The 26,302-nt window shown below is 71.4% G+C and carries 25 protein-coding genes and 1 riboswitch; of the genes, 11 read left to right on the top strand and 14 right to left on the bottom strand.

Going from position 1 to position 26,302, the window contains the following annotated elements; translation table 11 throughout:
- Positions 1-113: 113 nt before the first annotated feature.
- Complete coding sequence (locus ACFSC0_RS12400; protein WP_377283847.1) at positions 114-3,539, bottom strand: indolepyruvate ferredoxin oxidoreductase family protein; 3,426 nt, start codon at positions 3,537-3,539, stop codon at positions 114-116.
- A gap of 143 nt (positions 3,540-3,682) precedes the next feature.
- Here ACFSC0_RS12400 and ACFSC0_RS12395 point away from each other — a divergent pair, with 143 nt between their 5' ends.
- The gene (locus ACFSC0_RS12395) at positions 3,683-4,180 is read left to right on the top strand and encodes an Lrp/AsnC family transcriptional regulator (RefSeq protein ID WP_377283848.1); all 498 of its coding nucleotides are present in this window, start codon (positions 3,683-3,685) and stop codon (positions 4,178-4,180) included.
- Positions 4,181-4,372: 192 nt separating this feature from the next.
- Positions 4,373-5,272: a pirin family protein gene (locus ACFSC0_RS12390; protein ID WP_377283849.1), complete on the top strand. Its 900-nt coding sequence runs from the start codon at positions 4,373-4,375 to the stop codon at positions 5,270-5,272.
- Between the two features lie 362 nt (positions 5,273-5,634).
- On the opposite strand, the gene pgsA is transcribed toward ACFSC0_RS12390, so the two are convergent.
- Together pgsA and uvrC are read right to left on the bottom strand one after the other, a co-directional pair.
- Positions 5,635-6,255, bottom strand: a complete 621-nt coding sequence (pgsA, locus tag ACFSC0_RS12385) for a CDP-diacylglycerol--glycerol-3-phosphate 3-phosphatidyltransferase (protein ID WP_377283850.1) — start codon at positions 6,253-6,255, stop codon at positions 5,635-5,637.
- Between the two features lie 210 nt (positions 6,256-6,465).
- Positions 6,466-8,331, bottom strand: coding sequence for an excinuclease ABC subunit UvrC (gene uvrC, locus ACFSC0_RS12380; RefSeq protein WP_377283851.1), 1,866 nt, complete (start codon positions 8,329-8,331; stop codon positions 6,466-6,468).
- 88 nt (positions 8,332-8,419) lie between these two features.
- Between uvrC and ACFSC0_RS12375 the strand changes: the two genes are divergently transcribed.
- Complete coding sequence (locus ACFSC0_RS12375) at positions 8,420-9,931, top strand: sensor histidine kinase (protein WP_377355152.1); 1,512 nt, start codon at positions 8,420-8,422, stop codon at positions 9,929-9,931.
- 5 nt (positions 9,932-9,936) lie between these two features.
- Here ACFSC0_RS12375 and ACFSC0_RS12370 read toward each other — a convergent pair whose 3' ends face one another.
- Positions 9,937-11,724 carry a long-chain-acyl-CoA synthetase gene (locus ACFSC0_RS12370; RefSeq protein ID WP_377283853.1) on the bottom strand — a complete coding sequence of 596 codons (1,788 nt, stop codon included), beginning with the start codon at positions 11,722-11,724 and terminating at the stop codon, positions 9,937-9,939.
- 291 nt (positions 11,725-12,015) lie between these two features.
- Between ACFSC0_RS12370 and ACFSC0_RS12365 the strand changes: the two genes are divergently transcribed.
- The 3 genes from ACFSC0_RS12365 (at position 12,016) to ACFSC0_RS12355 (ending at position 14,250) form a co-directional block, all read left to right on the top strand.
- Positions 12,016-12,732: an HAD family hydrolase gene (locus ACFSC0_RS12365; RefSeq protein ID WP_377283854.1), complete on the top strand. Its 717-nt coding sequence runs from the start codon at positions 12,016-12,018 to the stop codon at positions 12,730-12,732.
- A 206-nt stretch (positions 12,733-12,938) separates the two neighbouring features.
- Positions 12,939-13,871, top strand: a complete 933-nt coding sequence (locus ACFSC0_RS12360) for a hypothetical protein (RefSeq protein WP_377355151.1) — start codon at positions 12,939-12,941, stop codon at positions 13,869-13,871.
- A gap of 169 nt (positions 13,872-14,040) precedes the next feature.
- Positions 14,041-14,250 carry a hypothetical protein gene (locus ACFSC0_RS12355; protein ID WP_377283856.1) on the top strand — a complete coding sequence of 70 codons (210 nt, stop codon included), beginning with the start codon at positions 14,041-14,043 and terminating at the stop codon, positions 14,248-14,250.
- 30 nt (positions 14,251-14,280) lie between these two features.
- On the opposite strand, the gene ACFSC0_RS12350 is transcribed toward ACFSC0_RS12355, so the two are convergent.
- Together ACFSC0_RS12350 and thiC are read right to left on the bottom strand one after the other, a co-directional pair.
- Entirely contained in the window at positions 14,281-15,030 is a 750-nt protein-coding gene (locus tag ACFSC0_RS12350; protein WP_377283857.1) for a pentapeptide repeat-containing protein, read from the bottom strand.
- 134 nt (positions 15,031-15,164) lie between these two features.
- A complete protein-coding gene (thiC, locus tag ACFSC0_RS12345) occupies positions 15,165-16,991 on the bottom strand; it encodes a phosphomethylpyrimidine synthase ThiC (RefSeq protein ID WP_377283858.1) in 1,827 nt (608 codons plus the stop codon).
- A gap of 85 nt (positions 16,992-17,076) precedes the next feature.
- A riboswitch (TPP riboswitch) is annotated at positions 17,077-17,168 on the bottom strand.
- A gap of 116 nt (positions 17,169-17,284) precedes the next feature.
- On the opposite strand from thiC, the gene ACFSC0_RS12340 reads away from it, so the two are divergent.
- A complete protein-coding gene (locus tag ACFSC0_RS12340) occupies positions 17,285-17,713 on the top strand; it encodes a DUF6491 family protein (protein WP_377283859.1) in 429 nt (142 codons plus the stop codon).
- Positions 17,714-17,928: 215 nt separating this feature from the next.
- Here ACFSC0_RS12340 and ypfJ read toward each other — a convergent pair whose 3' ends face one another.
- The 4 genes from ypfJ to ACFSC0_RS12320 form a co-directional block, all read right to left on the bottom strand.
- Positions 17,929-18,783 carry a KPN_02809 family neutral zinc metallopeptidase gene (ypfJ, locus tag ACFSC0_RS12335; RefSeq protein WP_377283860.1) on the bottom strand — a complete coding sequence of 285 codons (855 nt, stop codon included), beginning with the start codon at positions 18,781-18,783 and terminating at the stop codon, positions 17,929-17,931.
- A 66-nt stretch (positions 18,784-18,849) separates the two neighbouring features.
- A complete protein-coding gene (locus tag ACFSC0_RS12330) occupies positions 18,850-19,215 on the bottom strand; it encodes a hypothetical protein (protein WP_377283861.1) in 366 nt (121 codons plus the stop codon).
- A 52-nt stretch (positions 19,216-19,267) separates the two neighbouring features.
- Complete coding sequence (locus tag ACFSC0_RS12325; RefSeq protein WP_377283862.1) at positions 19,268-19,852, bottom strand: tetratricopeptide repeat protein; 585 nt, start codon at positions 19,850-19,852, stop codon at positions 19,268-19,270.
- Between the two features lie 131 nt (positions 19,853-19,983).
- Entirely contained in the window at positions 19,984-20,907 is a 924-nt protein-coding gene (locus ACFSC0_RS12320) for a DMT family transporter (RefSeq protein ID WP_377283863.1), read from the bottom strand.
- Between the two features lie 102 nt (positions 20,908-21,009).
- On the opposite strand from ACFSC0_RS12320, the gene ACFSC0_RS12315 reads away from it, so the two are divergent.
- Entirely contained in the window at positions 21,010-21,174 is a 165-nt protein-coding gene (locus ACFSC0_RS12315; protein WP_377283864.1) for a hypothetical protein, read from the top strand.
- Here the strand turns inward: ACFSC0_RS12315 and ACFSC0_RS12310 are convergent.
- On the bottom strand, positions 21,171-21,422 hold the full coding sequence (locus ACFSC0_RS12310) for a hypothetical protein (RefSeq protein ID WP_377283865.1): 252 nt from the start codon (positions 21,420-21,422) through the stop codon (positions 21,171-21,173). The genes ACFSC0_RS12315 and ACFSC0_RS12310 overlap by 4 nt on opposite strands.
- 45 nt (positions 21,423-21,467) lie before the next feature.
- Entirely contained in the window at positions 21,468-21,704 is a 237-nt protein-coding gene (locus ACFSC0_RS12305; RefSeq protein ID WP_377283866.1) for a hypothetical protein, read from the bottom strand.
- Positions 21,705-21,870: 166 nt separating this feature from the next.
- On the opposite strand from ACFSC0_RS12305, the gene ACFSC0_RS12300 reads away from it, so the two are divergent.
- Positions 21,871-22,692 carry a class I SAM-dependent methyltransferase gene (locus tag ACFSC0_RS12300; RefSeq protein WP_377283867.1) on the top strand — a complete coding sequence of 274 codons (822 nt, stop codon included), beginning with the start codon at positions 21,871-21,873 and terminating at the stop codon, positions 22,690-22,692.
- A gap of 12 nt (positions 22,693-22,704) precedes the next feature.
- On the opposite strand, the gene ACFSC0_RS12295 is transcribed toward ACFSC0_RS12300, so the two are convergent.
- Together ACFSC0_RS12295 and ACFSC0_RS12290 are read right to left on the bottom strand one after the other, a co-directional pair.
- Positions 22,705-22,914 carry a hypothetical protein gene (locus tag ACFSC0_RS12295; RefSeq protein ID WP_377283868.1) on the bottom strand — a complete coding sequence of 70 codons (210 nt, stop codon included), beginning with the start codon at positions 22,912-22,914 and terminating at the stop codon, positions 22,705-22,707.
- Positions 22,915-22,970: 56 nt separating this feature from the next.
- A complete protein-coding gene (locus ACFSC0_RS12290) occupies positions 22,971-24,005 on the bottom strand; it encodes a MerR family transcriptional regulator (protein ID WP_377283869.1) in 1,035 nt (344 codons plus the stop codon).
- 149 nt (positions 24,006-24,154) lie between these two features.
- Between ACFSC0_RS12290 and ACFSC0_RS12285 the strand changes: the two genes are divergently transcribed.
- Both ACFSC0_RS12285 and ACFSC0_RS12280 read left to right on the top strand, forming a co-directional pair.
- The gene (locus tag ACFSC0_RS12285) at positions 24,155-25,129 is read left to right on the top strand and encodes a phytanoyl-CoA dioxygenase family protein (protein ID WP_377283870.1); all 975 of its coding nucleotides are present in this window, start codon (positions 24,155-24,157) and stop codon (positions 25,127-25,129) included.
- Between the two features lie 85 nt (positions 25,130-25,214).
- Entirely contained in the window at positions 25,215-26,294 is a 1,080-nt protein-coding gene (locus ACFSC0_RS12280) for an AI-2E family transporter (protein ID WP_377283871.1), read from the top strand.
- Positions 26,295-26,302 lie beyond the last annotated feature (8 nt).

The following is a 26,302-nucleotide window of genomic DNA, read 5'->3' as shown; positions in this document are numbered from 1 at the left end:
CATCCCGGACGGCCTGCAAGGCCGATCCGGGACCCAGCGGCGCGCTCGGCACGTCTGGGTCCCGGCTCTTCGGCCCGCTCGGGCGGGCCTGCGGCCGGGATGACGGCGGCGGATTACCGTCCGGCTTGAACCGCCCTCGCCCGCTCCCACTCGGCCCACAGCTTCGCCTCCTCGGCCTCGGCGGCCTCGATGGAGGCGGCCTTGATGTGGCCGAAGCCGCGGATCTGCTGCGGCAGGGCGGCGAGCTTCAGGGCGGTGGCGCGGCGCTCGGGAGCAAGGCCCGCGAGGAGGCGCTCGAGGCCCGCCTCATAGCGGCCGATCAGGGCCCGCTCCGTCCGGCGCTCGTGCGTGTAGCCGAACGGATCAAGCGGCGTGCCGCGCAGGCGCTTGAACTTCGCCAGCGTCGGGAAGGCGCCGCCGAGCATCCAGCCGCCGAAGGCCAGCTTCCTCGGCCGGCCCTCCTTGTCCTTCGGCGCCAGCAGCGGCGGCGAGAGCCAGACCTTGTCCTTGCCGCCCTGGAAGGTCTCGCCACGGTAGGCGGCGAAGCGGCCGTCGGTGTAGAGGCGGGCCACCTCGTACTCGTCCTTGTAGGCCATCAGCTTGTAGAGGCTGAGCGCGGCGGCGCGGGTCAGGTCGTCGTCACCGGCCGCCCGGACCTGGGCGATGCGGTCGAGGTAGCGGCGGGCGTAGGCCTTGTCCTGGTAGGCCTCGAGCTCGGCCGCCCGGTGGGCGATCAGCTCGTCCAGCGGCATGGTCTCGGGCGTGGGCACGTCGGCCTCACGGTGGCCGCGGCTGGCCGGATCATGCGCGGCCATGCGGCCGATCTCGAAGGCCTGCAGGTTGGCCTCGGCCTCCACCCCGTTCAGCCGGATGGCCCGGTAGAGGGCGCGGCTGGAGACCGGGATCACCCCCTTCTGCCAGGCGAAGCCCAGCATGATCATGTTGCCGAAGATGGCGTCGCCCAGCTTGGTCTCGGCCAGGGTCTGGGCCGGGCAGGCGTCGAAGCTCTTCGTCGCCGCAGCGATCCGCCGGGTGAACCCATTGGCGTCGTAGCGCACGTCGCGATCGGTGACGAAGTCGGCGGTCGGGGCGATGTCCGCATCGCCCACCGCCACCGTCCGGTCCTTGGCGTAGAGCGCCAGGGCGTCGGCGCCGGCCGCCACCATCATGTCGCAGGCGATCAGCACATGGGCGCTGGCGGCGGGCACGCGGCCGCCGATCGGCGTCTCCTCGGTCTCGCCGATGCGCACGTGGGAGAAGACCGCCCCGCCCTTCTGCGCCAGGCCGGTCATGTCCACCACGCTGGCCGAGCGGCCATCCACGTGGGCGGCCATGGCCAGGATCGAGGCGACCGTGGTCACGCCCGTCCCGCCGACGCCGGTGAAGACGATGTTGCGCACCCCCTGCAGGGCCTCGAACTGCGGCAGCGGCGTGGAGTCCGCCGTCAGCGCCGGCAGCTCGTGGGCGTGGGGGTTCTCCGCGCCCTCGACGGTGACGAACGAGGGGCAGAAGCCGTCGAGGCAGCTGTAGTCCTGGTTGCAGGTGGACTGGTTGATCTTGCGCTTGCGGCCGAAGGGCGTGTTCAGCGGCTCGACCGACACGCAGTGCGAGGTCTTCGAGCAGTCGCCGCAGCCTTCGCAGACCAGCGGGTTGATGATCACCCGCTGCTCGGCCTTGGGCATCTTGCCCCGCTTGCGCCGGCGCCGCTTCTCGGTGGCGCAGACCTGGTCGTAGAGCAGCACGGTGACGCCGGGCGTCTTGCGCAGCTCCCGCTGGATGCTCATCAGCTCCGAGCGGGGATGGACCGTCACGCCGGGCGCAAGGTCGGAAACGCCCTCGTAGCGGGAGGGATCGTCGGCGACGATCACCGTCTTCGTCACGCCCTCGGCGGCGAGCTGGCGGGTGATCTGGGCCGGGGTGAAGCCGCTCTCGGCCTGCTGGCCGCCGGTCATGGCCACGGCGTCGTTGAACAGCAGCTTGTAGGTGATGTTGCTCTTCGCCGCGACCGAGGCGCGGATGGCGAGCGAGCCGGAGTGGTTGTAGGTGCCGTCGCCCAGGTTGACGAAGACGTGCTTCTCGTCGGTGAAGGGCGCCGCCCCGACCCAGGAGAGCCCCTCCCCGCCCATGTGGCTGGTGAGGTCTGTGTTCGGGTCGGCGAAGCTGGCCATGTAGTGGCAGCCGATGCCGGCCAGCGCGCGGCTGCCGTCCGGAAGCCGCGTCGAGGTGTTGTGCGGGCAGCCCGAGCAGAAGAACGGCTTTCGCTGCTGTTCGGCGGCCAGGGTCACGGCCGCGACGCCCGCGGCGCTGACCCGGCTGAGGTAGTCGTTCACCTCGTCCATATGCGGGCCGGGCGGCAGGCGGTCGGAGATTGCGAGCGCGATCTCGGCGACCGAGAGCGAACCGACCTGGGCCAGCAGCGGGTGGCCGCGCTCGTCGACCTTGCCGACGATCCTGGGCTTGGCGTGGTCGGGCAGGTCGTAGAGGGCCGCGCGGACCTGTTGCTCCACCAGCGGGCGCTTGTGCTCGATAACCATCAGGGTCTCGAGGCCGGCGGCGAAGGCGCGCACGCCGGTCGGCTCCAGCGGCCAGGGCATGCCGACCTTGTAGATGGTGACGCCGAGCGCGGCCGCCTCCGGCAGGGACAGGCCCATGGCCGCGAGGGCCTCGATCACGTCCTTGTAGGCCTGGCCCTGGCAGACGATGCCGAGCCTGGGCCGAGGCGAGGCCAGGGCCACCCGGTCGATCCGGTTGGCGCGGGCGAAGGCCAGGGCGGCGGGGATCTTGTGCAGCCGAAGCCGCCGCTCCTTGTCGAGCGGCTGGTCCTTGGTGCGGATGCCGAGGCCGCCGGCGGGGATCGGGAAGTTGGCGGGCGTGACGATCCGGTGACGCGACAGGGTCACGTCGATGGTGGCGCCGGAGTCCATGGTGTCCGCCAGCGCGATCAGCCCGACCCACAGGCCGGAGAACCGGCTCATGGCGTAGCCGATCAGGCCGTAGTCCAGCACCTCCTGCACGTCGGCCGGCGCCAGCACCGGGATCTCGGCGTCCTGGAAGGCGAACTCCGACTGCGACGGCAGGGTGGACGACTTGCACATGTGGTCGTCGCCGGCCACGGCCAGCACCCCGCCGCGCGGCCAGGTCCCGGCGAAGTTGGCGTGCTTGAACGCATCGCCCGTGCGGTCGACGCCCGGCGCCTTGCCGTACCACATGCCGAAGACGCCGTCGTAGCGGGCGCCGGGGAAGAGGTTGGTCTGCTGGCTGCCCCAGACGGCGGTGGCGGCCAGGTCCTCGTTCAGCCCCTCCTTGAAGAGGATGTCGTGCTCGGCGAGGTGCTTTTCCGCCCGGTGCGCCTGCTGGTCGAGGCCGCCGAGCGGCGAGCCGCGGTAGCCGGAGACGAATCCGGCCGTGCTCAGCCCCTCCGCCCGGTCGAGCCGCTTGCGATCGATCAGGATGCGCAGCAGCGCCTGCACCCCGGTGATGAAGACTCGACCCTCGGTGAGCAGAAATTTGTCGTCTAGCGTCACATCTAGGTGCCGCATCGCAAATTCCTTCCTTTTGGGGCTCCCTAATCGCTTTAGAAGATCATATAAGAGCGCGGCAATTGCTTACCAAAGGCGTGCCCCCTGGGATGGGTTCCTGGGCAAGAAACACGCTGTGTGGGCCGGGGATCGGGAGGAAAAACTTGTCTGAGGTGCTTGATGCGGTCGATGCCAAGATTCTCGACCTGATCCAGCATGACGCCGGGCTTTCGGTGGCCGAGATCGCCGAAAGGGTCGGATTGTCCTCCAGCCCCTGCTGGCGGCGCATCAAGCGGCTCGAAGACGCCGGCGTGATCCAGCGCCGGGTGACCATCCTGGACCGCGAACGGCTGGGCCTCGGCTTCGAAGTCTACTGCACCGTCAAGCTCTCCCTGCCGACCAAGGACAACCTCGAGTTCTTCGAGCAGGCCATCGCCCGCCTGCCGGAGGTGGTGCAGTGCGCCACGGTCACCGGCGCGGCCGACTACGAGCTGCGCATCGTCACCCGCGACATGCACACCTTCGACGACTTCCTGCGCGACAAGATCCTGTCCCTGGGCCTGGTCTCCAACATCGAGAGCCGGATCGTCATCCGGGCCGTCAAGAACACCACCGCCGCCCCGCTCGGCCTGGTCAGCCCGTACATCAGCGCGCAGGGGTAATCCTTCCCTCCCCTTCAGGGGAGGGCCGAGTCGGCGAAGCCGACCGGGGTGGGGAAGTGACAGGCGGCTTTGCGCCCGAGTTCCGACGCCGGCGCGGTTCGAGCACCCGTCCGCTTCGCTGCAATCGCGTCCACCCTCCCCTGAAGGGGAGGGAAGACCTATGCTGAGCTCCCAATCCAAGGAGCCCTCCCCATGATCGACCTCGTCATCGACCAGCGGCGCAAGGACCTGGGAGGGTTCGAGGTCGGCCGGGTGTTGCCCTATGCGCGGCGGCGGATGGTCGGCCCGTTCATCTTCTTCGACCACATGGGCCCGGCGCAGTTCCAGCCCGGCTTCGGCCGCGAGGTGGACGTGCGGCCCCATCCGCACATCGGCCTTTCCACCATCAGCTACCTGTTCGAAGGCGAGATGACCCACCGCGACAGCGTCGGCGTCACGCAGGCCATTCGTCCGGGCGAGGTGAACTGGATGACGGCCGGCTGCGGCATCACCCACTCCGAGCGGTTCGAGACCCTCCGCGCCCAGGGCGGCCGGATGGACGGCATCCAGGCCTGGGTCGCCCTGCCGCTGGAGACGGAGGAGACCGACCCCAGCTTCGCCCACCACGAGGGCGGCGAGGATCTGCCGACCTACGAGGACCGGGGCATGTTCGCCCGGCTGATCGCCGGCGAGGCCTTCGGCGCGAAGGCGGCGGTGAAGGTCCATTCGCCGATGTTCTACGTCCATTGGGTGCTGCAGGAGGGGACCACCGCCGGCGTCCCGGCCGAATACCCCGAGCGGGCCGCCTACGTGGCCCGCGGCGCGGTGGAGGTGGAAGGCCAGACCTTCCGCGAGGGCCAGATGGTCGTCTTTTCGCCCGGCGAGACGGTGAAGGTCACCGCCGTCGGCGGCCCGGCCATCGTCATGCTGCTGGGCGGCGAGCCGGTGGGCGAGCGCTACATCGAATGGAATTTCGTCGCCTCGTCCAAGGACCGGCTCGAGCAGGCCAAGGCCGACTGGCGCGCCGGCCGCATGAAGCTGCCCGACGCCGACAACGGCGAGTTCATCCCACTGCCGGCCGACCCGCCCCCGCCCGCGAACCCGATGAGCTGACCCCCTTCCTCTTTCCTTTGCCATTCATGGGAAAGGGGGACCACCCGCCGAGCGGAGCGAAGAGCGGATGGCGGAAAGGGCAAGCCACGCGCACGGCGCTATCCGTCGCTGCAATTGAGATCTGTTCGTCCGCCGCGCAGGGGGCTCGCCCCCTCCCCCACCCGCCTCAGCCGGCTTGGCCGGCTTCGGCGGGCGGTCCCCCTCCCCCGCTTCGCAGGGGAGGAAAAGGTTGCGAAAGACATTGTTGCAAGTCATTCTCACTCGCATCTGAGGAGAGACACGCATGGTGGTGCAGACGAGCGGGGTGTTGCTCTTGCGGCTGATGCGGCTGGAGCGGGAGGCGCGGCCGAAGCCGCGGACCCTCAGGCCTTCAGCGCCTTGTGCGTCTTCTCCCAGTACTGGGCGCCGGTCACCACGGTGATCAGGGCGGCCAGCCAGAAGATGGCGTGGGCGGCGAAGGTGACGGTGTCGCGGATCTCCGGCTCCGGCGGCAACTGGAAGGCGCCCCAGGCGGCGACCAGCAGCTCGCCGCCCAGGCCTACGAGCTGAAGCGTCGTCTTCCACTTGGCCAGCAGGGTGACCGGCAGCTTCACGCCCTTGCCGGCGCCCACCTCGCGCAGCGCGCTGACGGTGAACTCGCGGAACAGGATCAGGCCGGCGGGGATCACCACCATCGGCTGGGGGCCCAGCGCCATCAGGCCGAGCACGCCCCCGCAGACCAGCACCTTGTCGCCGATCGGGTCGAGGATGGCCCCCCAGACGCTCTCGGCGTTGAACTTGCGGGCCAGCCAGCCGTCGAAGAAGTCGGTCACCGCCGCCACCACGAAGGCCCAGAAGGCCCAGCGCTGCAGGCCGAACTGGCTCTCCGGCGTGAGCCGCTCCGACAGCCAGGGCACCCCGCCCGCCGCCGCGGCGAGCGCCAGGAACATGAACAGCGCCAGCACCAGGCGCAGGGAGGTCAGCAGGTTCGGGAGCGCTTGCATGTGGGCCTCAACGCGCCGGAATCGCGCTGGGCGCCAGCTTAGCCCTTCCCTCCCCTTCATGGGGAGGGCCGAGTCGGCGCAGCCGACCGGGGTGGGGGAGTGACGAGCCTGCGAGGCGCTGATCGTCCAACGCCCGCCAAGCCAGGACTCCCCCACCCGTCGCGTCGCTGCGCTCCGCGCCACCCTCCCCTGAAGGGGAGGGAAGGCGCTCTACGCCTTGTGGAAGAAGTCATAGATGCGCTGGGCGAGGGGCTGGCTGACGCCCTCGACCTTGGCGAGGTCCTCGACGGAGGCTCTCGAGACGCCGCGGGCCGAGCCGAAGGCGTGGAGGAGCGCGCGCTTGCGCCCCGGCCCCACCCCCTCGATTTCATCGAGCGGGTTCTTCTTCATGTCGATGGCCCGGCGGGTGCGGTGGCTGCCGATGGCGAACCGGTGGGCCTCGTCGCGCAGGCGCTGGAGGTAGTAGAGAACCGGGCTCTTCGGCTCGAGCATGAAGGGCTCCTTGCCGGGGATGAAGAAGCGCTCCAGCCCCGCATCCCGGTCCGGCCCCTTGGCGACGCCCACCACCGGGATGTCGTCGACGCCGAGGTCGGCCATGATCTCTAGCGCCGCCGAAAGCTGGCCCGCGCCGCCGTCGATCAAAACCAGGTCCGGCCGGGGCGGCGTCTCGCCCGCCTCCTCCTCCTTCACCAGCCGAGAGAATCGGCGGCGCAGCACCTCGCGCATCATCCCGAAGTCGTCCCCCGGGGTGAGCTCGGTGCTCCTGATATTGAACTTGCGGTACTGGCTCTTCTGGAAGCCCTCGGGCCCGGCGACGATCATCCCGCCGACCGCGTTGGTCCCCATGATGTGCGAGTTGTCGTAGACCTCGATCCGCTCGGGCTGGCCCTCCAGGCCGAAGGCCTCGCACACGCCCGCCAGCAGCTTCGACTGGGCCGAGCTCTCGGCCATCTTGCGACCCAGGGCCTCGCGGGCGTTGGTCAGGGCGTGGTCGACCAGCTGGCGCTTCTCGCCGCGCTGGGGCTTGGAGATCTCCACCTTGCGCCCGGCCTTGATCCCGAAGGCCTCGCACAGCAGGTCCTTGTCGCTCGGCTCGACGTTCAGGAGGATCAGCTTGGGGATCGGCTTGTCGTCGTAGAATTGGCCGAGGAAGGCGCTCATCACGTCCACGTCCTCGTCCTGCCGGTCGACCCGGGGGAAGTAGGCGCGGTTGCCCCAGTTCTGGCCGGCGCGGAAGAAGAACACCTGCACGCAGGCTTGGCCGCCCTCGGCGTGCAGGGCGAAGACGTCGGCCTCGTCCACCGTCTCCGGATTGATCTGCTGTTCCTGGGCGATCGACGACAGCGCCCGGATCCGGTCGCGCAGGCGGGCGGCCCGCTCGAACTCCAGGTCGTCGGAGGCGGCCTGCATCTCCTGCGCCATCTTCGCCATGACCGCCCGGCTCTTGCCGCGCAGGAAGGCCTCGGCCTGGTCGACCAGCCCCTGGTAATCCTCGATGGAGATCAGGCCCGTGCACGGCGCCGAGCACCGCCGGATCTGGTGCAGCATGCAGGGCCGGGTGCGCGTCTCGTAGACGTTGTCCGAGCAGGACCGCAGCAGGAAGGCCTTCTGCAGGGTGTTGAGCGTGCGGTTCACCGCCCAGGCGCTGGCGAACGGGCCGAAGTAGTCGCCCTTGATGGTGTGGGCGCCGCGGTGCTTGCGCAGCTGCGCCGCCTCGTGGTCGCGCCGGATGAGGATCTCGGGGAAGCTCTTGTCGTCGCGGAGCAGCACGTTGAAGCGCGGCTTCAGCTGCTTGATCAGATTGATCTCGAGCAGCAGCGCGTCGGTCTCGGTGCGGGTGACGACGAACTCCATCGCCCGCGTCAGGTCGACCATGTGGGCGATGCGCTGGGTGTGGAACCGGCCCTGCGCGTACTGCGTCACCCGCTTCTTCAGCGAGCGGGCCTTGCCCACGTACAGCACCTCGCCGTCCTCGCCGATCATGCGATAGACGCCGGGCGCGTCGGGCAGACGCTTCACCTGGTCCTTGATGAGTGCGGCGCCCTGAAGCAGGGGCTCGGCGATGGTGTCGGCCATGGGCCCGCATATATAGGCCAGGAACGGCCGGCGCGCAGGAGCGGCCCGGTCACGGAACAGCGGGCGAAACGCCGCGTTCCGGCAAATCATGGACGGGGCTGGGCCGGCGTTGATCGAAAACTTCGAGGCGGACGCTGCCGCGCCATCGCCACGCCTCGACTTCGAGGCCCTGTTCGGCGCCCTGCCGAGCCCCTACATGGTGCTCGACCGGCAGCTGAACTATGTCGCCGTGAACGACGCCTACGTCGAGGCGACCGGCCGCTCCCGCGAAGGCCTGATCGGCGGCGCCATCTTCGACCTGTTCCCGAACGACGGCGAGAGCGGCGCCCTGCTGCGCGCCTCGTTCGAGCGCGTCCTGAAGACCGGCCGCCCCGACTCCATCGCCTACATCCCCTACCCCATCGCCGCCCCGACCGGCGCGCTGGAGATGCGCTACTGGTCGGCGGTCCACACGCCGCTGAAGGACGCCCAGGGCAAGGTCGCCTTCATCGTCCAGAACACGGTGGACGTCACCGAGCTTCGCCGGCTGAAGGACATCGCCTACGGCCCGGCGGGCCAGCCGCGCGCCTCCGCCGCCCAGCTGCTGCTCCGCGCCCAGGAGGTGCAGGCGGCCAACGCCTCGCTGATCGACGAGACCAACCAGCTCCGCGACCTGTTCATGCAGGCGCCCGGCTTCATGGCCGTGCTGACCGGCCGCGATCTGACGTTCCAGTTCGTCAACTCGGCCTACCTGCAGCTGATCGGCCATCGGCAGGTGATCGGGCGCACGGTGCTGGAGGCCCTGCCGGAAGTCCGCGCCCAGGGCTTCGTGGAGCTGCTGTCCGACGTGATGTCGACCCGCCAGCCCTACGTCGGCCGGGCGATGGGCGTGCGCCTGCAGCGGACGCCGGACGGGCCGCCGCAGGAGCGGTTCGTCGACTTCATCTATCAGCCGATCCTCGATCCGGCCGGCGAAGCGACCGGGGTGTTCGTCGAGGGGTACGACGTCACCGACCGCGTCCGCGCCGAGGCCCAGCAGAAGTTGCTGGTCGACGAGCTGAACCACCGGGTGAAGAACACCCTGGCCACCGTCCAGGCCATCGCCGCCCACACCTTGCGCGGCTATCCCGACCCCAAGGGCTTCCGCGAACAGTTCGAGTCCCGGCTCATGGCGCTGTCCGGGACGCACGACCTGCTCACCGCCACCAGCTGGCGCAGCGCCTGCCTGAAGGACGTGCTGCTGGCCGAGCTGAAGCCCCACGGCGAGGGCCGCTACGAGCTCGACGGCGCGGACGTGAACCTCTCGCCGAACGAGGCGCTGACCCTGGGACTGGTGTTCCACGAGCTGGCCACCAACGCGGCCAAGTACGGGGCGCTGTCCGCGCCCGGCGGCAAGGTGCGCGTGGCCTGGCGGGTGACGCGCGAGTGCGGCCAGCCGCGGCTGGCGCTCACCTGGACCGAGGCGGGCGGCCCGCCGGTCGATCCGCCAAAGCGCAAGGGCTTCGGCTCGCGCCTCATCGAGCGCACGCTGAGGGGCGACATCCAGGGCGGGGCCAGCCTCGACTTCGCCCCTTCCGGCCTGACCTGCCGCCTTGAAGCCCCGCTCCGCGCGGCTGACTGACCGCGCTAGAGCTTGTAGCCGCCGGCCTGGAGCTTCTCGATCACCGGCTTGGTGATGCGGATGTAGCCCTTGTCGGGATGCTTGAAGTAGAGCGGGTGCTTGACCTTGGACGGGTCGAAGCCCTCGGCGACCAGGTCGACCTTGCGCTGCTTGAAGGTGCCGGTGGTCTCGAGAGCCGGCAGCAGGCGCAGGAACATGGGCTGGGCGAAGTGCGGCAGCTCGCGCTCCACGTGCTCGCCGAAGGCCTTGACGTCGAACTCGCCGCTGGTGACCAGGGCGGCCATGCCGGCCCGGCCCTCGGCGCCGGGCGCCTCCACGCCGTAGACGTTGGCCTCCAGGACGCCGGGCGCCTCGTGCAGCCGCAGGGCCACTTCGGCGGTGGAGACGTTCTCGCCCTTCCAGCGGAAGGTGTCGCCGATCCGGTCGACAAAGTAGACGTAGCCGTCGGCGTCCTGGCGCATCAGGTCGCCGGTGCGGAACCAGGCGTCGCCCTTCTGGAAGACGTCCCGCAGGATCTTCTTCTCGCTGGCCGCCTTGTCCACGTAGCCGGTGTAGTCGGTTCGCGCGTCGTCGCCGATGCGGCCGATGCATTCGCCCACCTGGCCGGCTCCGCACTCGATGCACAGGCCGTCCGGCCCGCGGATCGGCTGTTCGGTCTCGACGTCGAACTGGATCAGCCGGGCGTTGAAGCGGTTCTTCATCCACTTCGGGATGCGGCCGATGGCGCCCTCGCGGCCGTCGTAGTTGAACATCGCCACGTTGCCTTCGGTGGCGCCGTAGAACTCCAGGATCTGGGGGATGCGGAAGCGGGTGCGCATCTCGCGCCAGACGTCGGGCCGCAGGCCGTTGCCGAAGGCCAGGCGGATCTTGTGCTTGGCCTCGTCATCCTGCGGCGGCTGGTTCACCAGGTAGCGGCACAGCTCGCCGATGTAGACGAACATGGTGCAGCGCTCGGCGACCACCTCCTCCCAGAAGTGGCTGGCGGAGAACTTCTTCTTCAGCACCACCGAGCCGCCGTTCAGCAGCGCCGCGCCCAGGGCGCAGAGGCCGCCGGTGGCGTGGTAGAGCGGCAGGGCCACATAGACCCGGTCGTGCTCCTTGGCCCCGGTCGCGCCGGCGAAGGCCCGCATGTAGAGCTGGGCCCGCTGGTGGCTGATGCGCGCGGCCTTGGGCAGGCCGGTCGTGCCGCTGGTGTAGATGTAGAGGATGGTGTCGCGGGCGGTCATGTCCTCGCGCACCGCCTTGTCCGGCGGCAGCTGGCTGCAGCTGCGCAGCGCCTGCGGCAGGTCCCGCTGGTCGCCGCTGGCCCTGCCCAGCACCCACTGGACCATCGGCTTCTCGAGCTCGCCCTTGACGTCCTGGAAGGCGGCGGCGGTCTCGTCGTCGACGATGACGTGGCTCGCGCCCGACAGCTTCAGGCAGTGGGCCAGCGGCGCGCCGGTCAGCTGGTTGTTCACCAGGGCGGTGACGACGCCGACTTTCGAGAGGCCGTACCAGACAGCGAAGTATTCCGCGCGGTTGGGCATGAACAGCGCCACCACCTGGCCGCGCCGCAGGCCCAGCCCCTTGGCCCAGTGGGCGAAGCGGTTGGCCATGGCGTCCACCTCGCCGAAGCTCAGCGTGCGCCCTTCGAAGGTGAGGGCCGGGCGGCTCCGCCACTTCTCGACCGCCGCCTGCACGTCGTCGCACAGCAGCGTCTTCGAATCGGGGGCGATGGTCTTGATGCGCCCTAGCGTGCGCCGCAAACCACGCACGTACCTGAGGTCGCGCTGCAACCGAGCCTTCAGACTCATAGATCCCTCCGACGGAGAGCGCAGCTTGGCGGCGTTCGTCGGAGGGTCAAGGCGGAGCGGCGCCGCGGGCGCTGACAACTCCGTCAGAGGCTTGCGGGCGTGGCGCCGGGGACTCACCCGGGCCGGGCCGGTCGCCGGCTTGCGGGGCTGGCGGGCGCGATCCTTCAGGCTGCTCATCTCGTCCCCTCGCCTCGGCTGTCGCAGACGCCCCGACGGTCCGGCGGCGAGGGTTGCCAGCGGATTGAGCGGCGGCGTTAACGCAGGCCGCTCCGGTGGGCTACACTGCCGCAGGTGACCGCCCTGCCCCGCGCCATCCTCTTCGACCTCGACGACACCATCATCTCCGCCGGCCCGCGCGGCCTGCTGCTGCGCACGCTCGCCGAGGAGATCGCGCACCTCCTGCCGATGCCGCCGGACGAGGCCGCCCGGCGGCTGGAGGCGGCCAATCGCGACTTCTGGTCCGACGAGACGCGGCACCGGACCTGGCGCTTCCGGCTGGAGGAGGCGCGCACGGCCATCGTCGAGCGGGTGTTCGAGAGCTGGCGGCCGCAGGCGCCGGGTCTGACGCCGGATGTGGCCCGCCAGTTCGGCGCCAGGTTCCACCGGCTGCGGGAGGAGAACGCCTGCTTTCCCGGCGCGGTGGAGACCATCGACGAGCTGAAGGCCCGCGGCGTCCTGCTGGCGCTGGTGACCAACGGAGCGGCCGAGGCGCAGCGGGCCAAGGTGGCGCGGTTCGACCTCGCCCGCCGCTTCGACCATGTGCAGATCGAAGGCGAGGCCGGGTTCGGCAAGCCGGAGGAGCGGGCCTACCGCCACGCGCTCGAGGCGCTCGGCGTGCAGCCGCACGAAGCCTGGATGGTGGGCGACAACCTCGAGTGGGAGGTCGCCGCGCCGCAGCGGCTCGGCATCTTCGGCATCTGGCACGACCACCTGGGCGAGGGCCTGCCGCCGGGCTCGACCGTGCGCCCGGACAGGATCATCCGCGCGCTCCCCGAACTGCTCGACTGAAATCGGGCGAACTCGCGGCGCGACACGCCACAATCGCGCCTGTATTGCGCAAGCATGGCGAGCACCCGAGAAACCGCCTCCGAGTAGTCGGCCAGTTTTGGGCGCCAAACAGGAGGGATTTTTACAGCACAGATGGAACCCGCTTCGGAACAAGCTGAGCCCGATGCCGTTGTAGCTCCGACCAACGATACCGGGAGAACGCCACCATGCCCGATCCGACGGGTACGCCGACGCAACAGGACTTCACGCGGCAGGACGGAGCGTCCACCGACGCCGAGCCGTCGATGTTCGCGCAGACCCCCATCTACGCCCGGGAGACGGGCAAGCGGCGCAAGGGCTTCGGCCGCGCAGGCGGCGCACGACCGGCCGCGGCGGCCTCGACCGCGGCGGCCGCCGAGCCCCGCAGCTTCGCCGAGCCCGCACCCGCGGCCCCCACGGGCGGCTTCGCAAATCCCGAGCCGATGATGCAGACCGGGCCGGCCGCGACGACCGCCGCCGAGCCGGCGACCAACACCCCCACCGACACCGGGCTGGGCATGGCCGGCGCGCGCCGCACCACCACCGCCAGGCGCAAGTCGAAGGGCGCGCCGGTCGGCGCGATCGCGGCCGGCGCCGTGGCCCTGGTGGCGGTGGCGGGCGTCGCCTTCTACGCGATGAGCAACGGCGACGAGCCGGCGGCCACCACCGCGGCCACCGACTCCACGCTGCCGCCGATGGCGACCACGGCCCCGCCGACGCCCGGCCCGACGGCCGCGGCCTCGACGACCACGCCGATGACGCCGGCCACGACCGCTGCGGCGACCCCGGCCGCGGCCACGCCGGCGGCGAGCCCCGCGCCCACCGAGGTCCGCACGAGCGCCCGCACCACCCGCGTCGCGCGCACCACCGCGCGGGCGCGGCCCGCCGCCGCCGCCAGCGCCGACTCCGAAGCGATCGACGCCAGCGGCACGGTGGCGCTGCCCGCCGGCCCGCAGCCCTACACCTCGATCGCCAGCTCGCCCGCCGCCGCGCCGCCGGCCCTGGTGATCCCGCCGGTCACGCCGGCCCCCGAGGCCGCGCCGGCCCCGACGCCGGACGCCGCACCGGCCCCGCAGGCCTCCACGCCCGAGGCGGCGCCGGACCCGGCCACGACGCCCTAGGCCGTCGACCTGATACGCGCTGCGACGGGCGGCTCCCCCAGGGGGCCGCCCGTTCTTTTCGCCTGCGACCGATCTGCCTTGCGCGGGCGTGTCACATCCCCAAGCGACTCAGGCATTCGTTAAGACCGTTGCGTCTAGTCTGACCCGCGTCGTTTGGGGGCTTATCGACATGCACAAGATCCTGTTCAGCCAGGAAGGCGCCGAGTGGGCCACGGCCATCCTCGTGTTCGTCTGCGGCGCCGCCGCAGGCCACTACGCCTCTGAAGGCATGAACGCGGTCCAATGGGCCGGCGCGGCCACCGCCGTCCTGGGCTCGGTCACCGCCGCCGTCGCCGTCCGCGTCTGGCCGTCGCCCGTGCGCGAGACGGTGGACGAGTAGGCCTTCCTCCGCCGGGGTGCTCGGAACCGATCACTCCGCGTGGACGTCCACGCCGAGCGCCGTCAGCAGGGCGTACTGCTGATCCAACGTCACCTTCAGCCCGTCGCGGCTGGCCAGCGCCGTCAGGTCGAGGCCGCTGACCTCCGCGGCGCGTAGATCCGCGCCGGCGAGCCGGGCGTCCGCCGTCAGCGCCCCGAACAGGTTGGCGCCGCGCAGGTCCGCTCCCTCCAGGTCAGCCCCGCGCAGATCGGCCTCCTTCAGGCTCGACTTGCGGAAATCGCACTCCGGCGCGCGCGCCTCCGACAGGTCGGCCAGCTCCAGCATGCAGGCGTCGAAGGTCACCGCCGTGCGCACCACCTTGGCCCCGAAGGCGCGGCTGAAGTCGGCCCGGTGGAAGCGCGCGCCGCGCAGGTTGCAGCCGTGGAACTCGGCCGCGTAGAGGCTCGAGCGGTCGACGTCCGCAAACGCCAGGTTGCAGCGGGAGAACCTGGCCTCGTCCAGGCGGCTGAAGGCGAACTGCACGCCGGCGTGGTTCTCCGGGTCGGAGAAGTCGCAGTCCTCGAACACCGTCTCGCGCAGGTCCGCGTGCGCGAACCGGCAGCCGATGATCCGGCAGCCCTTGAACCTGGCCCCCTGCAGGATGACCGCCGAGAGCTGCGCCTCCAGCAGGGTACAGTCGGTCAGCACGATGTCCGTCAGGTCCCGCTCGGCCCAGTCGAGGCGGGAGAGGTCCTGGCCGGTGACGACCGCGCCGGCTTCGAGTTGGATCTCGTCGGCCATTACCTACACCGCGCTCCCCTGTTTCGCGCCATGGCCGGCTTCATGCCGGCCACCCATCCCGTCGAGGTCAGGCCCCGCTACGTCAGGATGGGTCGCCGGGACGAGCCCGGCGATGACGAAAGGTGTGGGGCAGCCTACTCCGCCGCCCCCACCGGCACGTCGATCTCGCCCACCTTGCGGAACTTCTCGGCCATCTGGGCCATGCCCTCGGCCACGTCGTTCTGCGCCGCCGCCGCGTCGCGGATGTCATGGCTGATCTTCATCGAGCAGAACTTGGGCCCGCACATGGAGCAGAAGTGGGCGGTCTTGTGCGCCTCCTTCGGCAGGGTCTCGTCGTGGTACTCGCGGGCGGTCTCCGGATCGAGGCCGAGGTTGAACTGGTCCTCCCAGCGGAACTCGAACCGGGCCCTGGACAGCGCATCGTCCCAGGCGCGCGCCGAGGGATGGCCCTTGGCGAGGTCGGCGGCGTGGGCGGCGATCTTGTAGGCGATCACCCCCTGCTTCACGTCCTCGCGGTCCGGCAGGCCCAGGTGCTCCTTGGGCGTGACGTAGCAGAGCATCGCCGTGCCGAACCAGCCGATCATCGCAGCCCCGATGGCCGAGGTGATGTGGTCGTAGCCAGGGGCCACGTCGGTGGTGAGCGGGCCCAGCGTATAGAAGGGCGCGCCGTGGCAGGCGGCCAACTGCTTGTCCATGTTGGCCTTGATCTTGTGCATCGGCACGTGGCCGGGGCCCTCGATCATCACCTGGCAGCCGTGGCGCCAGGCCACCTGGGTCAGCTCGCCCAGGGTCTCCAGCTCGGCGAACTGGGCCGCGTCGTTGGCGTCGGCGATGGAGCCGGGGCGCAGGCCGTCGCCCAGCGAGAACGACACGTCGTAGGCCCGCATGATCTCGCAGATCTCTTCGAACCGCTCGTAGAGGAAGCTCTCCTTGTGGTGGGCCAGGCACCACTTGGCCATGATCGAGCCGCCGCGGCTGACGATGCCGGTGGTCCGCCGCGCGGTCAGCGGGATGTACGGCAGCCGCACCCCGGCATGGATGGTGAAGTAGTCCACCCCCTGCTCCGCCTGCTCGATCAGGGTGTCGGCGAAGACGTCGAAGGTCAGGTCCTCGGCGATCCCGCCCACCTTCTCCAGCGCCTGGTAGATCGGCACCGTCCCGATCGGCACGGGGCTGTTGCGGACGATCCAGTCGCGGATGTTGTGGATGTTGCGGCCGGTGGAGAGGTCCATGACCGTGTCCGCGCCCCAGCGGATGGCCCAGACCATCTTGTCCACCTCGTCGGCGACCGTGGAGAGCACGGCCGAGTTGCCGATGTTGGCGTTGATCTTGACCAGGAAGTTGCGGCCGATCGCCATCGGCTCGAGCTCGGTGTGGTTGATGTTGGCCGGGATGATCGCCAGGCCGCGGGCCACCTGGTCGCGCACGAACTCGGGGGTGACGAAGTCGGGGATCTCGGCCCCGAAGTCCTCGCCGTCGCGGATGAAGGGCTCGCCCTCCTGCCGGCGCAGGTTCTCGCGGATGGCGACGTACTCCATCTCGGGCGTGACGATCCCCTTGCGGGCGTACTCCAGCTGGGTGACGGCGTGGCCGGCCTTGGCCCGGTAAACCCGGCGCGGCGCGGCGAACTGCGGCGCCAGGTGCTTGCCCTGCGCAAAGCCGTTGTCCTCCGGCTTCACCTGCCGAGGGTTCTCGACGATCTCCACGTCACCGCGGGAGACGACCCACGGCTCGCGGGTGCGCGGCAGGCCCTTCTCGATGTCGATGGTCGCGCGCGGATCGGTGTAGGGCCCGGACGGATCGTAGAGGGTCAGCGGCGGCTCGCCGGCGCTCTCGTGGACCGCCACCTCGCGGAACGGCACGCGGATGTCGGGCCAGATCACGCCGGGCTGGTAGACCTTGCGCGATCCCGGGCGCTCGCCCGTGGGAATGGCCTTGGCGATGGGCGTTTCGATGTTCACCGGCGCGGTTCCTTCAAGAGGATCCGAGAGCCACCGCCAGCGTCGGCTGAAAAGAGGACGAGGGCGTAAGGCGCCCGCCGTCCGGTTCCCATCCCTTCGCCGGCATGACCCGGATCAGGTTCGACGGGTCGCGGGCTCACCCGCCTCTCAGCCGCTTACGCGCGGCCCCCCGGAGAATGGCCCCAGACTAGAGGCGAAGGAGCCGCGGCGCCAGACCCTGCCGACCGGCGTTTTATCGTTGCTGCCGGCGGCCGGGCTCTTGGTGTAGGCTCCAGGCGGCAGGAGACACGGTCATGAGAACCCATTTCGCAGCCGGCTGCGCCGCCGCCCTGCTGACGGCCTGCGCCGGCCCGCCAACCTACGATGCCGCCTACGCCGGACGGGCGGGCGCCGATGCGGTCGACACCGTCGGCGCGCCGGGCTGCTTCCGGATGAACGACATCCGCTCGCACCGCATCGCCGATTCCCGCACCCTCTATGTGGACGTGGGCGGCCGCGAGACCTACCGCCTCGACATGAGCGGCTCGTGCCTGGCCGGCGCCTCGCGCCAGGAGACGCTGATCACCGAAAGCGCCGGCGGCTCGGGCCTGATCTGCCGGCCCATCGACCTGAACCTGAAGGTGCGGCTCGGCGGCGGGATGGTCAGCCCCTGCATCATCTCGGCGATGACCCGGCTGACCCCGGCGGAAGTCGCGGCCCTGCCGCCGGACCTGCGGCCGTAGTCCTACCTCCCGCCGCTTCGCGGGGGAGGTATGCGGGTCGGCGCTGAAGGCGGCCAGCTTTCCAAAGCTTAATTTGGCCGGCCTGCCGGCGCGGTGCACGGTCGTCGTCGCGTCCCTCCTCCAGGAGGGTGGGCGCGGGGACGTCCCGGACCGACCGGCGAACTTGATCTGCGCCGCTCGCCGGCCTGCGAGGGGCGTCCCCCGCCCGGCATGGATCAGAGCCGGCTCGCCTGGAAGGTGTCGCAGGCGTCCGGATCGCCGGTCTCGACGCCGCGCCGGAACCAGCGCATCCGCTGCTCGCTGGTGCCATGGGTGAAGGCGTCGGGCATCACCCGGCCCTGGGCCTGCTTCTGCAGCGCATCGTCGCCGACCGCCGAGGCGGCCCTGAGGCCATCCTCGATGTCGCTGGGATCGAGCGCCACCTGGCCGCCGGACACCTGCGCCGCATGCGCCACCCAGACGCCGGCGAAGCAGTCGGCCTGCAGCTCCAGCCGCACGGCGCCGCTCTCGGCCCCGCGCATCCCCATCCGCTGTGCGACGGTGGTCTGGCCGGTCAGGTGCTGGACGTGGTGGCCGATCTCGTGGGCGATCACATAGGCGCGGGCGGCCTCGCCCTGCGCGCCGAAGCGGTTGGCCAGCTCGTCCCAGAAGGACAGGTCCAGATAGACCTTCTGGTCGGCCGGGCAGTAGAACGGCCCCATCGCCGCCTGCCCCGTCCCGCATCCGGTGCCGGTGGCCTGGTCGTACAGCACCACGTCCGCCGGCGGCCGGTAGGTCTGGCCCGCCTGACGGAAGATCGGCCCCCAGACGTCCTGGGTCGAGGTCTCGATCACGTCGACGAAGGCGCCGGCCTCGTCCTGCGGGCTGCCGATCTGCCCCTGCTGCTGCTGGGCCGGCGCGCCGGCGCCGCCGATGACGCTGGTGGTGGTCGACGGATCGATGCCGAAGACGAAATAGCCGATCAGGGCGATGATCACCCCGCCGACGCCGAGACCGCCGGCCGCCGCGCCCGGCCCCAGGCCGCGCCGATCCTCGATGTTCCCCGACCTGCGTCCGCCTTGCCAGCGCATCCCGTGATCCTTCCTCTGCCGCCGCCCGGGCCGTAACGCGGGAAGGGCCGCGGCTGCTCCGCCGGGCTAGCGGGCGGGACGGCTCGCGGCGCGGACCCGGTCGTTCGAAGCGTCGAGGCGATCATCGGGGATGGAGACGAAGCCGCCAAGCCCCGCATCCGAGCCGCCGGAGGCGGTCGTGCGGCGTTCCTGTGGAACGGGCGCGGCGGGCCGGCGGCGCTGCGCCTCCAGATCCCGCACCGTGCGCTCGGCCTGGAGCCGCATCTCCATCGACGTGATCTGGTTCTCGAGGTCGATGGTGCGGTTGCGCAGCATGTCCTGCTGGGCGCGCAGCTCGGCCTCGCGGGCGAGCAGACCCGGGTCGTAAAGGCCCTGCGCCGCGGCCGGCGTGGCGGCGGCGAGGACAAGGGCGGCGATCAGCAGTCGGCGCATGGGCATCCCTCCACCATCTAGGAACGCCGCAGGCCCGCGCCAGGGTCCGGGCTCAACCGCCGCGCTTGGTGACGGTGAAGCGGACCAGCTGCTCGCGGGGGGCCGACCACTCGGGCTTCAGCTCCAGCGCCTTCTGGTAGTCGAAGTAGGCCGACTTGGCGTCCTCCAGCCCCTCGTAGGCCAGGGCGCGGTTGTAATAGGCCTTGGCCGGCTCCTCGACGCCGAGCTCCAGCCCCTTGTTGATCTGCGGCACGCTCTCCGCATAGCGCTTCTGGCCGATGAAGGCCGCGCCGCGGTTCACGTAGGCCTCCCCGACGTCGGGCTTGAGCCGGATCGCCAGGTCGAAGTCCTTCACGGCCATGTCGTACTGCGCCCGCCGCAGCTTGAAGACGCCGCGGTTGACGTAGGTGCCGGCCCGGTCGCGGGCGTTGAGGAACTCCGACTCCAGCGCCGTCGTGCAGAGCGCTTCGTACTCGGGGGCCGACTCGCCGCGGATGGCGGCCTGCGAACAGGCTTCGGCCAGCCCGCCGCCGATGACGGTGACGGCCGCGTTCGCCGAGCCGGCCGCTGCGAGGGCGGCGGCGGCGCCGAGCGCGGCCCAGATGGTCTTCATGGCCTTGGGTCTCCTGATCGCCATGCCCGGCTATCCTCGGGGCGAGCGCGCCTGGCGCATGATCAGGCGGCGCGCCCGCTAAGGGCGCCCGGTCGTGTGCGCCAGAGTCTTCCCGTAACGACGGTCTGTCAACGCACGGCTCGCGTGATCGCCGTTCACGCGGCGTCGCGCCGCGCCTGCCGCATCCGCACCGTCTCGCGATAGAGGATGTAGACGCCGCTCGCGGCCACCACGAGAGCCCCAGCCACGGTCACGGGCCTCGGCAGCTCGCCCCAGATCAGGAAGCCGAAGACGCTGGCCCAGAGCAGCTGCGTGTAGTCGAACGGCGCCACCGCGGCGACCGGCGCGACCTTCAGCGCCTGGGTGAGCAACAGCTGGCCGACGCCGCCCAGCAGGCCCATCACCACCAGGACGCCCAAGGTGAACGGCTCCGGCGCGACCCAGTGGAACGGCAGGCTGGCCAGCCCGAGCAGCATCCCCGCCAGGGTGAAGTAGAAGACGATGGTGGGGCCGGGCTCGGTCCGTCCGATCTCGCGGATGGCGATCATCGCGCCCGCCGCGCCGAGGGCGCCGGCGAGGCCGAACAGCACGCCGAGATTGGCGAACTCGGTGGGGCTCGGCCGCACCATGATCAGCACGCCGACGAAGCCGACGGCCACCGCCCCCCAGCGGTGGCGTCCGACCTTCTCCTTCAGGATCAGCGCCGACAGCGCGGTCATGAACAGCGGCGCGGCGAAGGAGATGGCCGTCGCCTCGGTCAGCGGCAGCAGGGCGGCGGCCGAGAAGCCGCAGACCATCCCCGTCAGGCCCACCGCCGAGCGCGCCAGATGGCCCAGCGGGCGGCGGGTCTTCAGGACCCGCAGACCCGTGGTCGGCAGGATGTAGAGGGCGATGGGGATGAAGGCGAAGGCGTTGCGGAAGAAGACGATCTCCAGCACCGGGATGCCCTGCCCCGCCGTCCACTTCACCCCGGCGAACATCGCCGCCATGCAGGCCATGGCGCCGACGCGCAGGGCGATGCCCAGGCCGATGCGCTGGGCGTCGGGTCGGTCGCTGGCGGGGGGAGAGGCGGAGGTCACGGGGACTCGGGGCGGCGGGCGGGCCCTCGTCCTTAGCCGTCGAACCGGGTTTGCGAAACCGGCCGCAGCGTCCGCGAGTTGGAGGCGTCGAAGGAGCCCGCCATGCCCGACGAACCCCTGCGTCCCGCCGACGAAGCCGCCGCCGGCGCGCCCGGCACGGGCGAGAACGTCTGTCCGCGCTGCAACGGCGCCGGCCACATCGACGGCGGCCCGTGCCCGGAGTGCGAAGGCACGGGCAAGATCACGGAAGGAATCGGGGGCGCCTAGGCGCCCAGCCGGCCGAGGGGTTGGGGGGCGGACCCGCGCTCGACTTGGCCGACCATCCGCCCGTCCAGCCACACCTCCACCCGCTCGCAGCTGGCGTGCTCGCGCAGGAAGACGTGGGCGCGGGCCAGCGCCTCGCGCCGGCTGGCGCCGGCCACCAGATCGACGACCGGCACGCCGCCGTCAGGCCTGACGCCCAGGAGAGTGTAGCTGTCTTCGTCCATCTCCACCCCGATGCGATGGACGGCCAATAGCACGTCCCCCGGGGCGGCGATGTCTTCTACCCGACCTTGCGGTCAGGTGATGCGCTTGGGCGCGATCGGGTCGCTGGCGGGGAAGGTCTCCTCGACGGCTTCGTCGAGCAGCTCCTCCTGGCGCGCCCTCAGGTCCGCATCCTCCGCGCACGGTCCCGGCGCAGACTCGGCGGCCTTGTCGGCGTTGTGCTGTCCGCCGCTGGCCCGCTCGATCGGCGCGGGCCGGTCGTTGTCCCGGCGGCCGTCGTCGCTGTCGGTATGCGGTTGGTTGGGATGCATGACTTTCCCTCGTTTCGCCCTCTTCCAAAGGTAACGGCGCCGCGCCCGCCCCGTTCCGAGCAGGCAAGCGCCGCCGTCAGGGGCTCCCGGGCCCTGGATGCGGTTGCGCCGCCCGCAGGGCTGGGGCTTTTTCGGGCGCCGCCCCTTTACGCGTTGAGTGCCTTTCATGCCCGCCGCCATCCTGCGCAAGCTCTCCCGGCTGGCGCCGCCTGAAGTCCGCAGAGTCGCCGTGGGACTTCTGACCGACGTTCGGAGCCTCCCGGCCCGGATCGTCGACCCCGACCGTCGGGGCGAGCCGTGGAGCGTGATCCACGATGTCGGCGACGGCGACTACCGGCACGTGGGCCGCCAGATCGCCCGCTGGCTGGTGCGGTTCGGAGGGCTGAGGGCCGAATCCTCGGTGCTGGACATCGGCTGCGGCACCGGCCGGGTGGCCGAGCACGTCACCAAGGTGCTGGGGCCGCAGGGCCGCTACCTGGGGTTCGACGTCTCGGAAAAGGCCATCCGCTTCTGCCAGGCGCGGTTCGCGGGCGATCCCCGCTTCCAGTTCCACAGCATCGACGTGCAGAACGGCTTCTACAACCGCGCCGGCGGGATCCCGGAGGACCAGGTCCGCTTCCCGGCGGATGACGCCAGCGTCGACATCGCCTTCGCCACGTCGGTGTTCACCCACATGCGGCTGGCCTCGGTGGAGACCTACATCCGGGAGGCCGCCCGCACGCTGCGCCCGCACGGCGTGCTGCTGTTCTCCGCCTTCACCCTTGAGCCGGGACGCGAGCGCTCGCCCGCCCTGCCCTTCCAGCCCTTCGAACCCGGCTCGGCGGTGGTCAACCCGCGCGCCCCCGAGCAGGCCATCGCCCACCGGCGAGAGGTGCTGGAGGACCTGGTCCGGGGGGCCGGCCTGCGCACCGACGTCCTGCTGCGCGGGGAGTGGCATCCGCCCGCCGCCTACGACGGCGGGCAGGATCTCTGGATCGCGGTGAAGTAGCCGCGGCCGGCGTCAGGGGCCGGCGCGCCCGCCGATGCCGACCTGCCCGGCCGGGCCCTCGGCGCGCACGGCCTTGGCGGCCCCGCCGAAGTAGCGCGAGAGCCGGCGGCCGGGCCTGCGCGCCGGCGATCCGCCGAGGATGGCCGCCCAGCGCCGGACCTGCGCCTCGTCGTCCAGCGGGATCGCCCGAACCCCTTGGCCCCCCGGCATTTCGTCAGCCATTTCAGTCCGCTCCCAGCCTCAACCAGCCAACGCTCGCCGACCTTCAGCGTTCCGGGTCAGGCGGCGGCCGGGCGGACGGCGATCATCCCTTCGGTCCGCGCCCGCGCTTCCGGCGTCGCCAGGCAGGTGGCCACCGCCTCGTAGCCCGGCGCCCCGGGAAAGGGCGCGACCACGGTCGGGGGGCTGTGGTTGGCGGGGCAGAGGAGGATGGCCTCCTCCGGCCCGACGGCGGCCAGGTCGAGCATCGCGCAGGACCGGGTCAGCACGAACAGCGGCCGCGCGCCCGGACCGCGCCGGCGCAGGTGGGCGGCCAGCGCCAGCTGGGTCGCCTCGTCCAGCCCCTGCTCGGGGATGTCGACCACCAGCGCGGCCGGGCCGTCGGCCTCGAGCGCGGCGAGCAGCGCCGTGAGCGCATCTGACGGCGTCGCCCCGTCCTCGACCAGCCAGGCCTGCGAGGCGGCCACGCGGGCCGCCAGGGCCGGGTCGGCCGCGACCTGCGCCTTCGCCGCCGCCGCGCCGTCGGCCAGCCGGTCCAGGTCGACGAAGGCGGCGTTCGGCAGCGTCTCGGCCAGGCGCAGGGCGAGCCGCGTCTTGCCGCTGCCCAGCGGCCCGACAATCCAGGTCAGGGCCCGCAGCGCGCGCAGCTCGAAGCGCTCGCCGCCCCAGGGCCAGGGCAGGTCGAAGGCGACGACCGGCTCGGCGGCCGGCCCGGCGAGGCGGGCCAGGTCCTTGGCGCTGGGCGACGCGCCCTGGGCGAGGGCGGCGCGCAGGCCGCGCACCCGGTCCACCAGGCCGGCCATCTGGCCAAGCTCCGCCTCGAGCCTCGCCTGATGGGCCGCCAGCGCCGGCTCCAGCCCCTGGGCGTCGCCATCCAGCACCCGGCCGACCTGCGCAAGGCTGAAGCCCAGCGCCCGCAGCGCCGCGACCTCCGCCGCGCGGGCCATCTCGCCCGGGCCGTAGGCGCGCCATCCCGCGCCGGTGCGGACCGGCGTGACCAGGCCGCGGGCCTCGTAGAGGCGCAGCGCCTTGGCGGAAACGCCCAGCCGCCGGGCGGCTTCGGCGGGGCTCAGGTAGGGGGCGGAAGCAGTCACGAATCACCTCGCTCTCGGCTGACCGCCTTTCCATCGGGGCAGCCCCTGGGGCCGGGTCAATGGGACATCGCGCATCGCGCTATTGCTTCCCGAAACCGCGTCGCAGACTAGGCTGTGGGCGAGCCCGACGCGCACGGAGTCGCCCTGAAGTGAAAGCCGCCAAAGACCTGCTACCCGGCGTGCCGCTGATCCACAGCCCGTTCTTCCAGGACGTCCTGGTCGAATCGGACTGGGACGCGGAGACGCGCCGCGTCGCCGTCGACCTCAACCGGGACGGGTTCGCAGTCATCGACTTCCCGGAGCCGGAACTCGAGGCGCTGGCCGCCGACATCGTGGCGAGCGTGCACGCGGACCTGGCGTGGGACCGCTGGCGCTCGGGAGAGCTCGCTGAGCTGCCGCGCGCCACCGACGCCTGGGCGCACAACGAGTCCGTCCGTCGGATCGCCGCCAACGCCAAGATCGTCGAGCTGCTGGGCCGCCTCTACGGCCGGCCGGCCTTCCCGTTCCAGACGCTGAACTTCGCGATCGGGTCGCAGCAGGACATCCACGTCGACCTGGTGCACTTCGCCTCCTCGCCGGAGAACTACATGTGCGGCGTCTGGCTGGCGCTGGAGGACATCGCCGAGGGGGCGGGCCCCTTGCGCTACTATCCGGGCAGCCATCGCTGGCCGGCGGTGTTCAACGAGCACGTTGGCCGCCGGCCGACCTCCGACGGCGACCCCTACGCCGACCTGGGCGCCTTCGAGGCGGTCTGGGAGCGGCTGGCGCAGGTCCACGGCGCGCAGGAAGTGCGGTTCCACCCCAGGAAGGGCCAGGCGCTGATCTGGGCCGCCGGGCTGCACCACGGCGGGGCGCCCCACACCGACCGGACGCGCACCCGCTTCTCCCAGGTGACCCACTACTTCTTCGACGGCTGCGCCTACTTCACGCCGCTCTACTCGAACACCTACGCCGGCCGCATCGGCTTCCGCCACGAGATCACCGACGTGCGCACGGGCCAGGTGCGGAAGATGGACGTCAACGGCCAGCCGGTGCCCTGGAGCCTGATCAAGGCCACCGCGCCGCCGCCGCCGAACCCGCCCTCATTGCCGCGGCGGATCCTCCGGCGGCTGACGGGCCGCTGACCGGGGCCTTGCGAACCTTCATCGCCGTTGCACATTCGTCTGCGAACGGGGCCGATGCGCCTCCTCTGCAGCGATAGGAGCCTCCGTGCCGGAACCGACGGCGCCTGACCCCCTTGGCAAGCGCGCCGTCGGGCTGATCCTGCTCGGCGCGGCGGCGCTGGTGGGCGCCTACATGGTCGCCCAGCTGGCGATCCGGCTGTCCAACTTCTGGATGCTGATCTTCGGGTCCGTCCTGGTGGCGGTGATCCTGCGCTCGATCGCCGACCCGCTGGTGCGGCGCACGCGCCTGAGCGACGGCCTAGCCACCCTGGTCGCGGTGCTGGTGGTGGTCGCGGTGGTCGGCGCCATCTCCACCCTGTTCGGCCGGGCGATCGCCATCCAGGTCTCGGCGCTGGCCGAGCGGGTGCCGGAGGCCTGGGACTACGTCCGGGGCGAACTGGAGGCCTCGCCGCTCGGGGACCAGCTGCTGGAGGCGGCCGGCGCCGCCGCCAGCCAGGCCGGGCGGGCGCTCGCCCTCGCCCAGCGGGCGGCGACCAGCGCCCTGGCGGGCGTCACCACCCTGCTGCTCGTGCTGGTCGCCGGGGTCTTCCTCGCCACCAAGCCGGCCGCCGCGCGCGAAGGCGCGCTTTCACTGGCGCCCCTGTCGGTCCGGCCGCGGCTGCGCGAGGTGATGAACGCCTGCGGCCGGGCGCTGAAGGGCTGGCTGAAGGCGCAGCTGATCTCGATGATCCTGGTCGGCACGCTGGTCGGCCTGGGGCTCTGGCTGATCGGCGTTCCCTCTCCGCTGGCGCTGGCGCTGCTGACCGGCGTGGCGCAGTTCGTCCCTGTCATCGGCCCGATCGTCTCGGCGGTCCCGGCGCTGCTGATCGCCGCCACCCAGGGCCCGCACGCCCTGCTGCTGACGCTGGCCCTCTACGTCGGGGTCTCGCAGCTGGAGGCGAACCTGATCACCCCGCTGGTGCAGAAGAACGTCGCCTCGCTGCCGGTGGTGCTGGGAATCTTTGCGGTGGTCGGCCTCGGCACGATCTTCGGCCCCCTCGGCGTGCTGTTCGCGACCCCGCTGGCGCTGGTCATCTACACCGCCGTGACCATGCTCTACCGCCAGGACGTCCTGCACGATCCCGACGCCAAGGCGCCGGGCGAACAGGATCCGGCCTCGACCTGATCCGCCGA

This window comes from Phenylobacterium terrae, from assembly GCF_042681205.1.
Classification (GTDB): domain Bacteria; phylum Pseudomonadota; class Alphaproteobacteria; order Caulobacterales; family Caulobacteraceae; genus Phenylobacterium; species Phenylobacterium terrae.
The sequence above is the reverse complement of the archived record's forward strand: the minus strand, read 5'-3'. Positions and strand labels throughout refer to the sequence as shown.

Coding starts and splice junctions, on each gene's coding strand:
- ACFSC0_RS12400 (WP_377283847.1), bottom strand. CDS start 3,539: ATGCGGCACCTAGATGTGACGCTAGACGACAAATTTCTGCTCACCGAG.
- ACFSC0_RS12350 (WP_377283857.1), bottom strand. CDS start 15,030: ATGGCCGACGAGATCCAACTCGAAGCCGGCGCGGTCGTCACCGGCCAG.
- ypfJ (WP_377283860.1), bottom strand. CDS start 18,783: ATGCGCTGGCAAGGCGGACGCAGGTCGGGGAACATCGAGGATCGGCGC.
- ACFSC0_RS12295 (WP_377283868.1), bottom strand. CDS start 22,914: ATGGCTGACGAAATGCCGGGGGGCCAAGGGGTTCGGGCGATCCCGCTG.
- uvrC (WP_377283851.1), bottom strand. CDS start 8,331: ATGGCCGACACCATCGCCGAGCCCCTGCTTCAGGGCGCCGCACTCATC.
- ACFSC0_RS12355 (WP_377283856.1), top strand. CDS start 14,041: ATGCACAAGATCCTGTTCAGCCAGGAAGGCGCCGAGTGGGCCACGGCC.
- ACFSC0_RS12375 (WP_377355152.1), top strand. CDS start 8,420: ATGGACGGGGCTGGGCCGGCGTTGATCGAAAACTTCGAGGCGGACGCT.
- pgsA (WP_377283850.1), bottom strand. CDS start 6,255: ATGCAAGCGCTCCCGAACCTGCTGACCTCCCTGCGCCTGGTGCTGGCG.
- ACFSC0_RS12390 (WP_377283849.1), top strand. CDS start 4,373: ATGATCGACCTCGTCATCGACCAGCGGCGCAAGGACCTGGGAGGGTTC.
- ACFSC0_RS12315 (WP_377283864.1), top strand. CDS start 21,010: ATGCCCGACGAACCCCTGCGTCCCGCCGACGAAGCCGCCGCCGGCGCG.
- ACFSC0_RS12325 (WP_377283862.1), bottom strand. CDS start 19,852: ATGGCGATCAGGAGACCCAAGGCCATGAAGACCATCTGGGCCGCGCTC.
- ACFSC0_RS12370 (WP_377283853.1), bottom strand. CDS start 11,724: ATGAGTCTGAAGGCTCGGTTGCAGCGCGACCTCAGGTACGTGCGTGGT.
- ACFSC0_RS12360 (WP_377355151.1), top strand. CDS start 12,939: ATGCCCGATCCGACGGGTACGCCGACGCAACAGGACTTCACGCGGCAG.
- ACFSC0_RS12300 (WP_377283867.1), top strand. CDS start 21,871: ATGCCCGCCGCCATCCTGCGCAAGCTCTCCCGGCTGGCGCCGCCTGAA.
- ACFSC0_RS12340 (WP_377283859.1), top strand. CDS start 17,285: ATGAGAACCCATTTCGCAGCCGGCTGCGCCGCCGCCCTGCTGACGGCC.
- ACFSC0_RS12330 (WP_377283861.1), bottom strand. CDS start 19,215: ATGCGCCGACTGCTGATCGCCGCCCTTGTCCTCGCCGCCGCCACGCCG.
- ACFSC0_RS12305 (WP_377283866.1), bottom strand. CDS start 21,704: ATGCATCCCAACCAACCGCATACCGACAGCGACGACGGCCGCCGGGAC.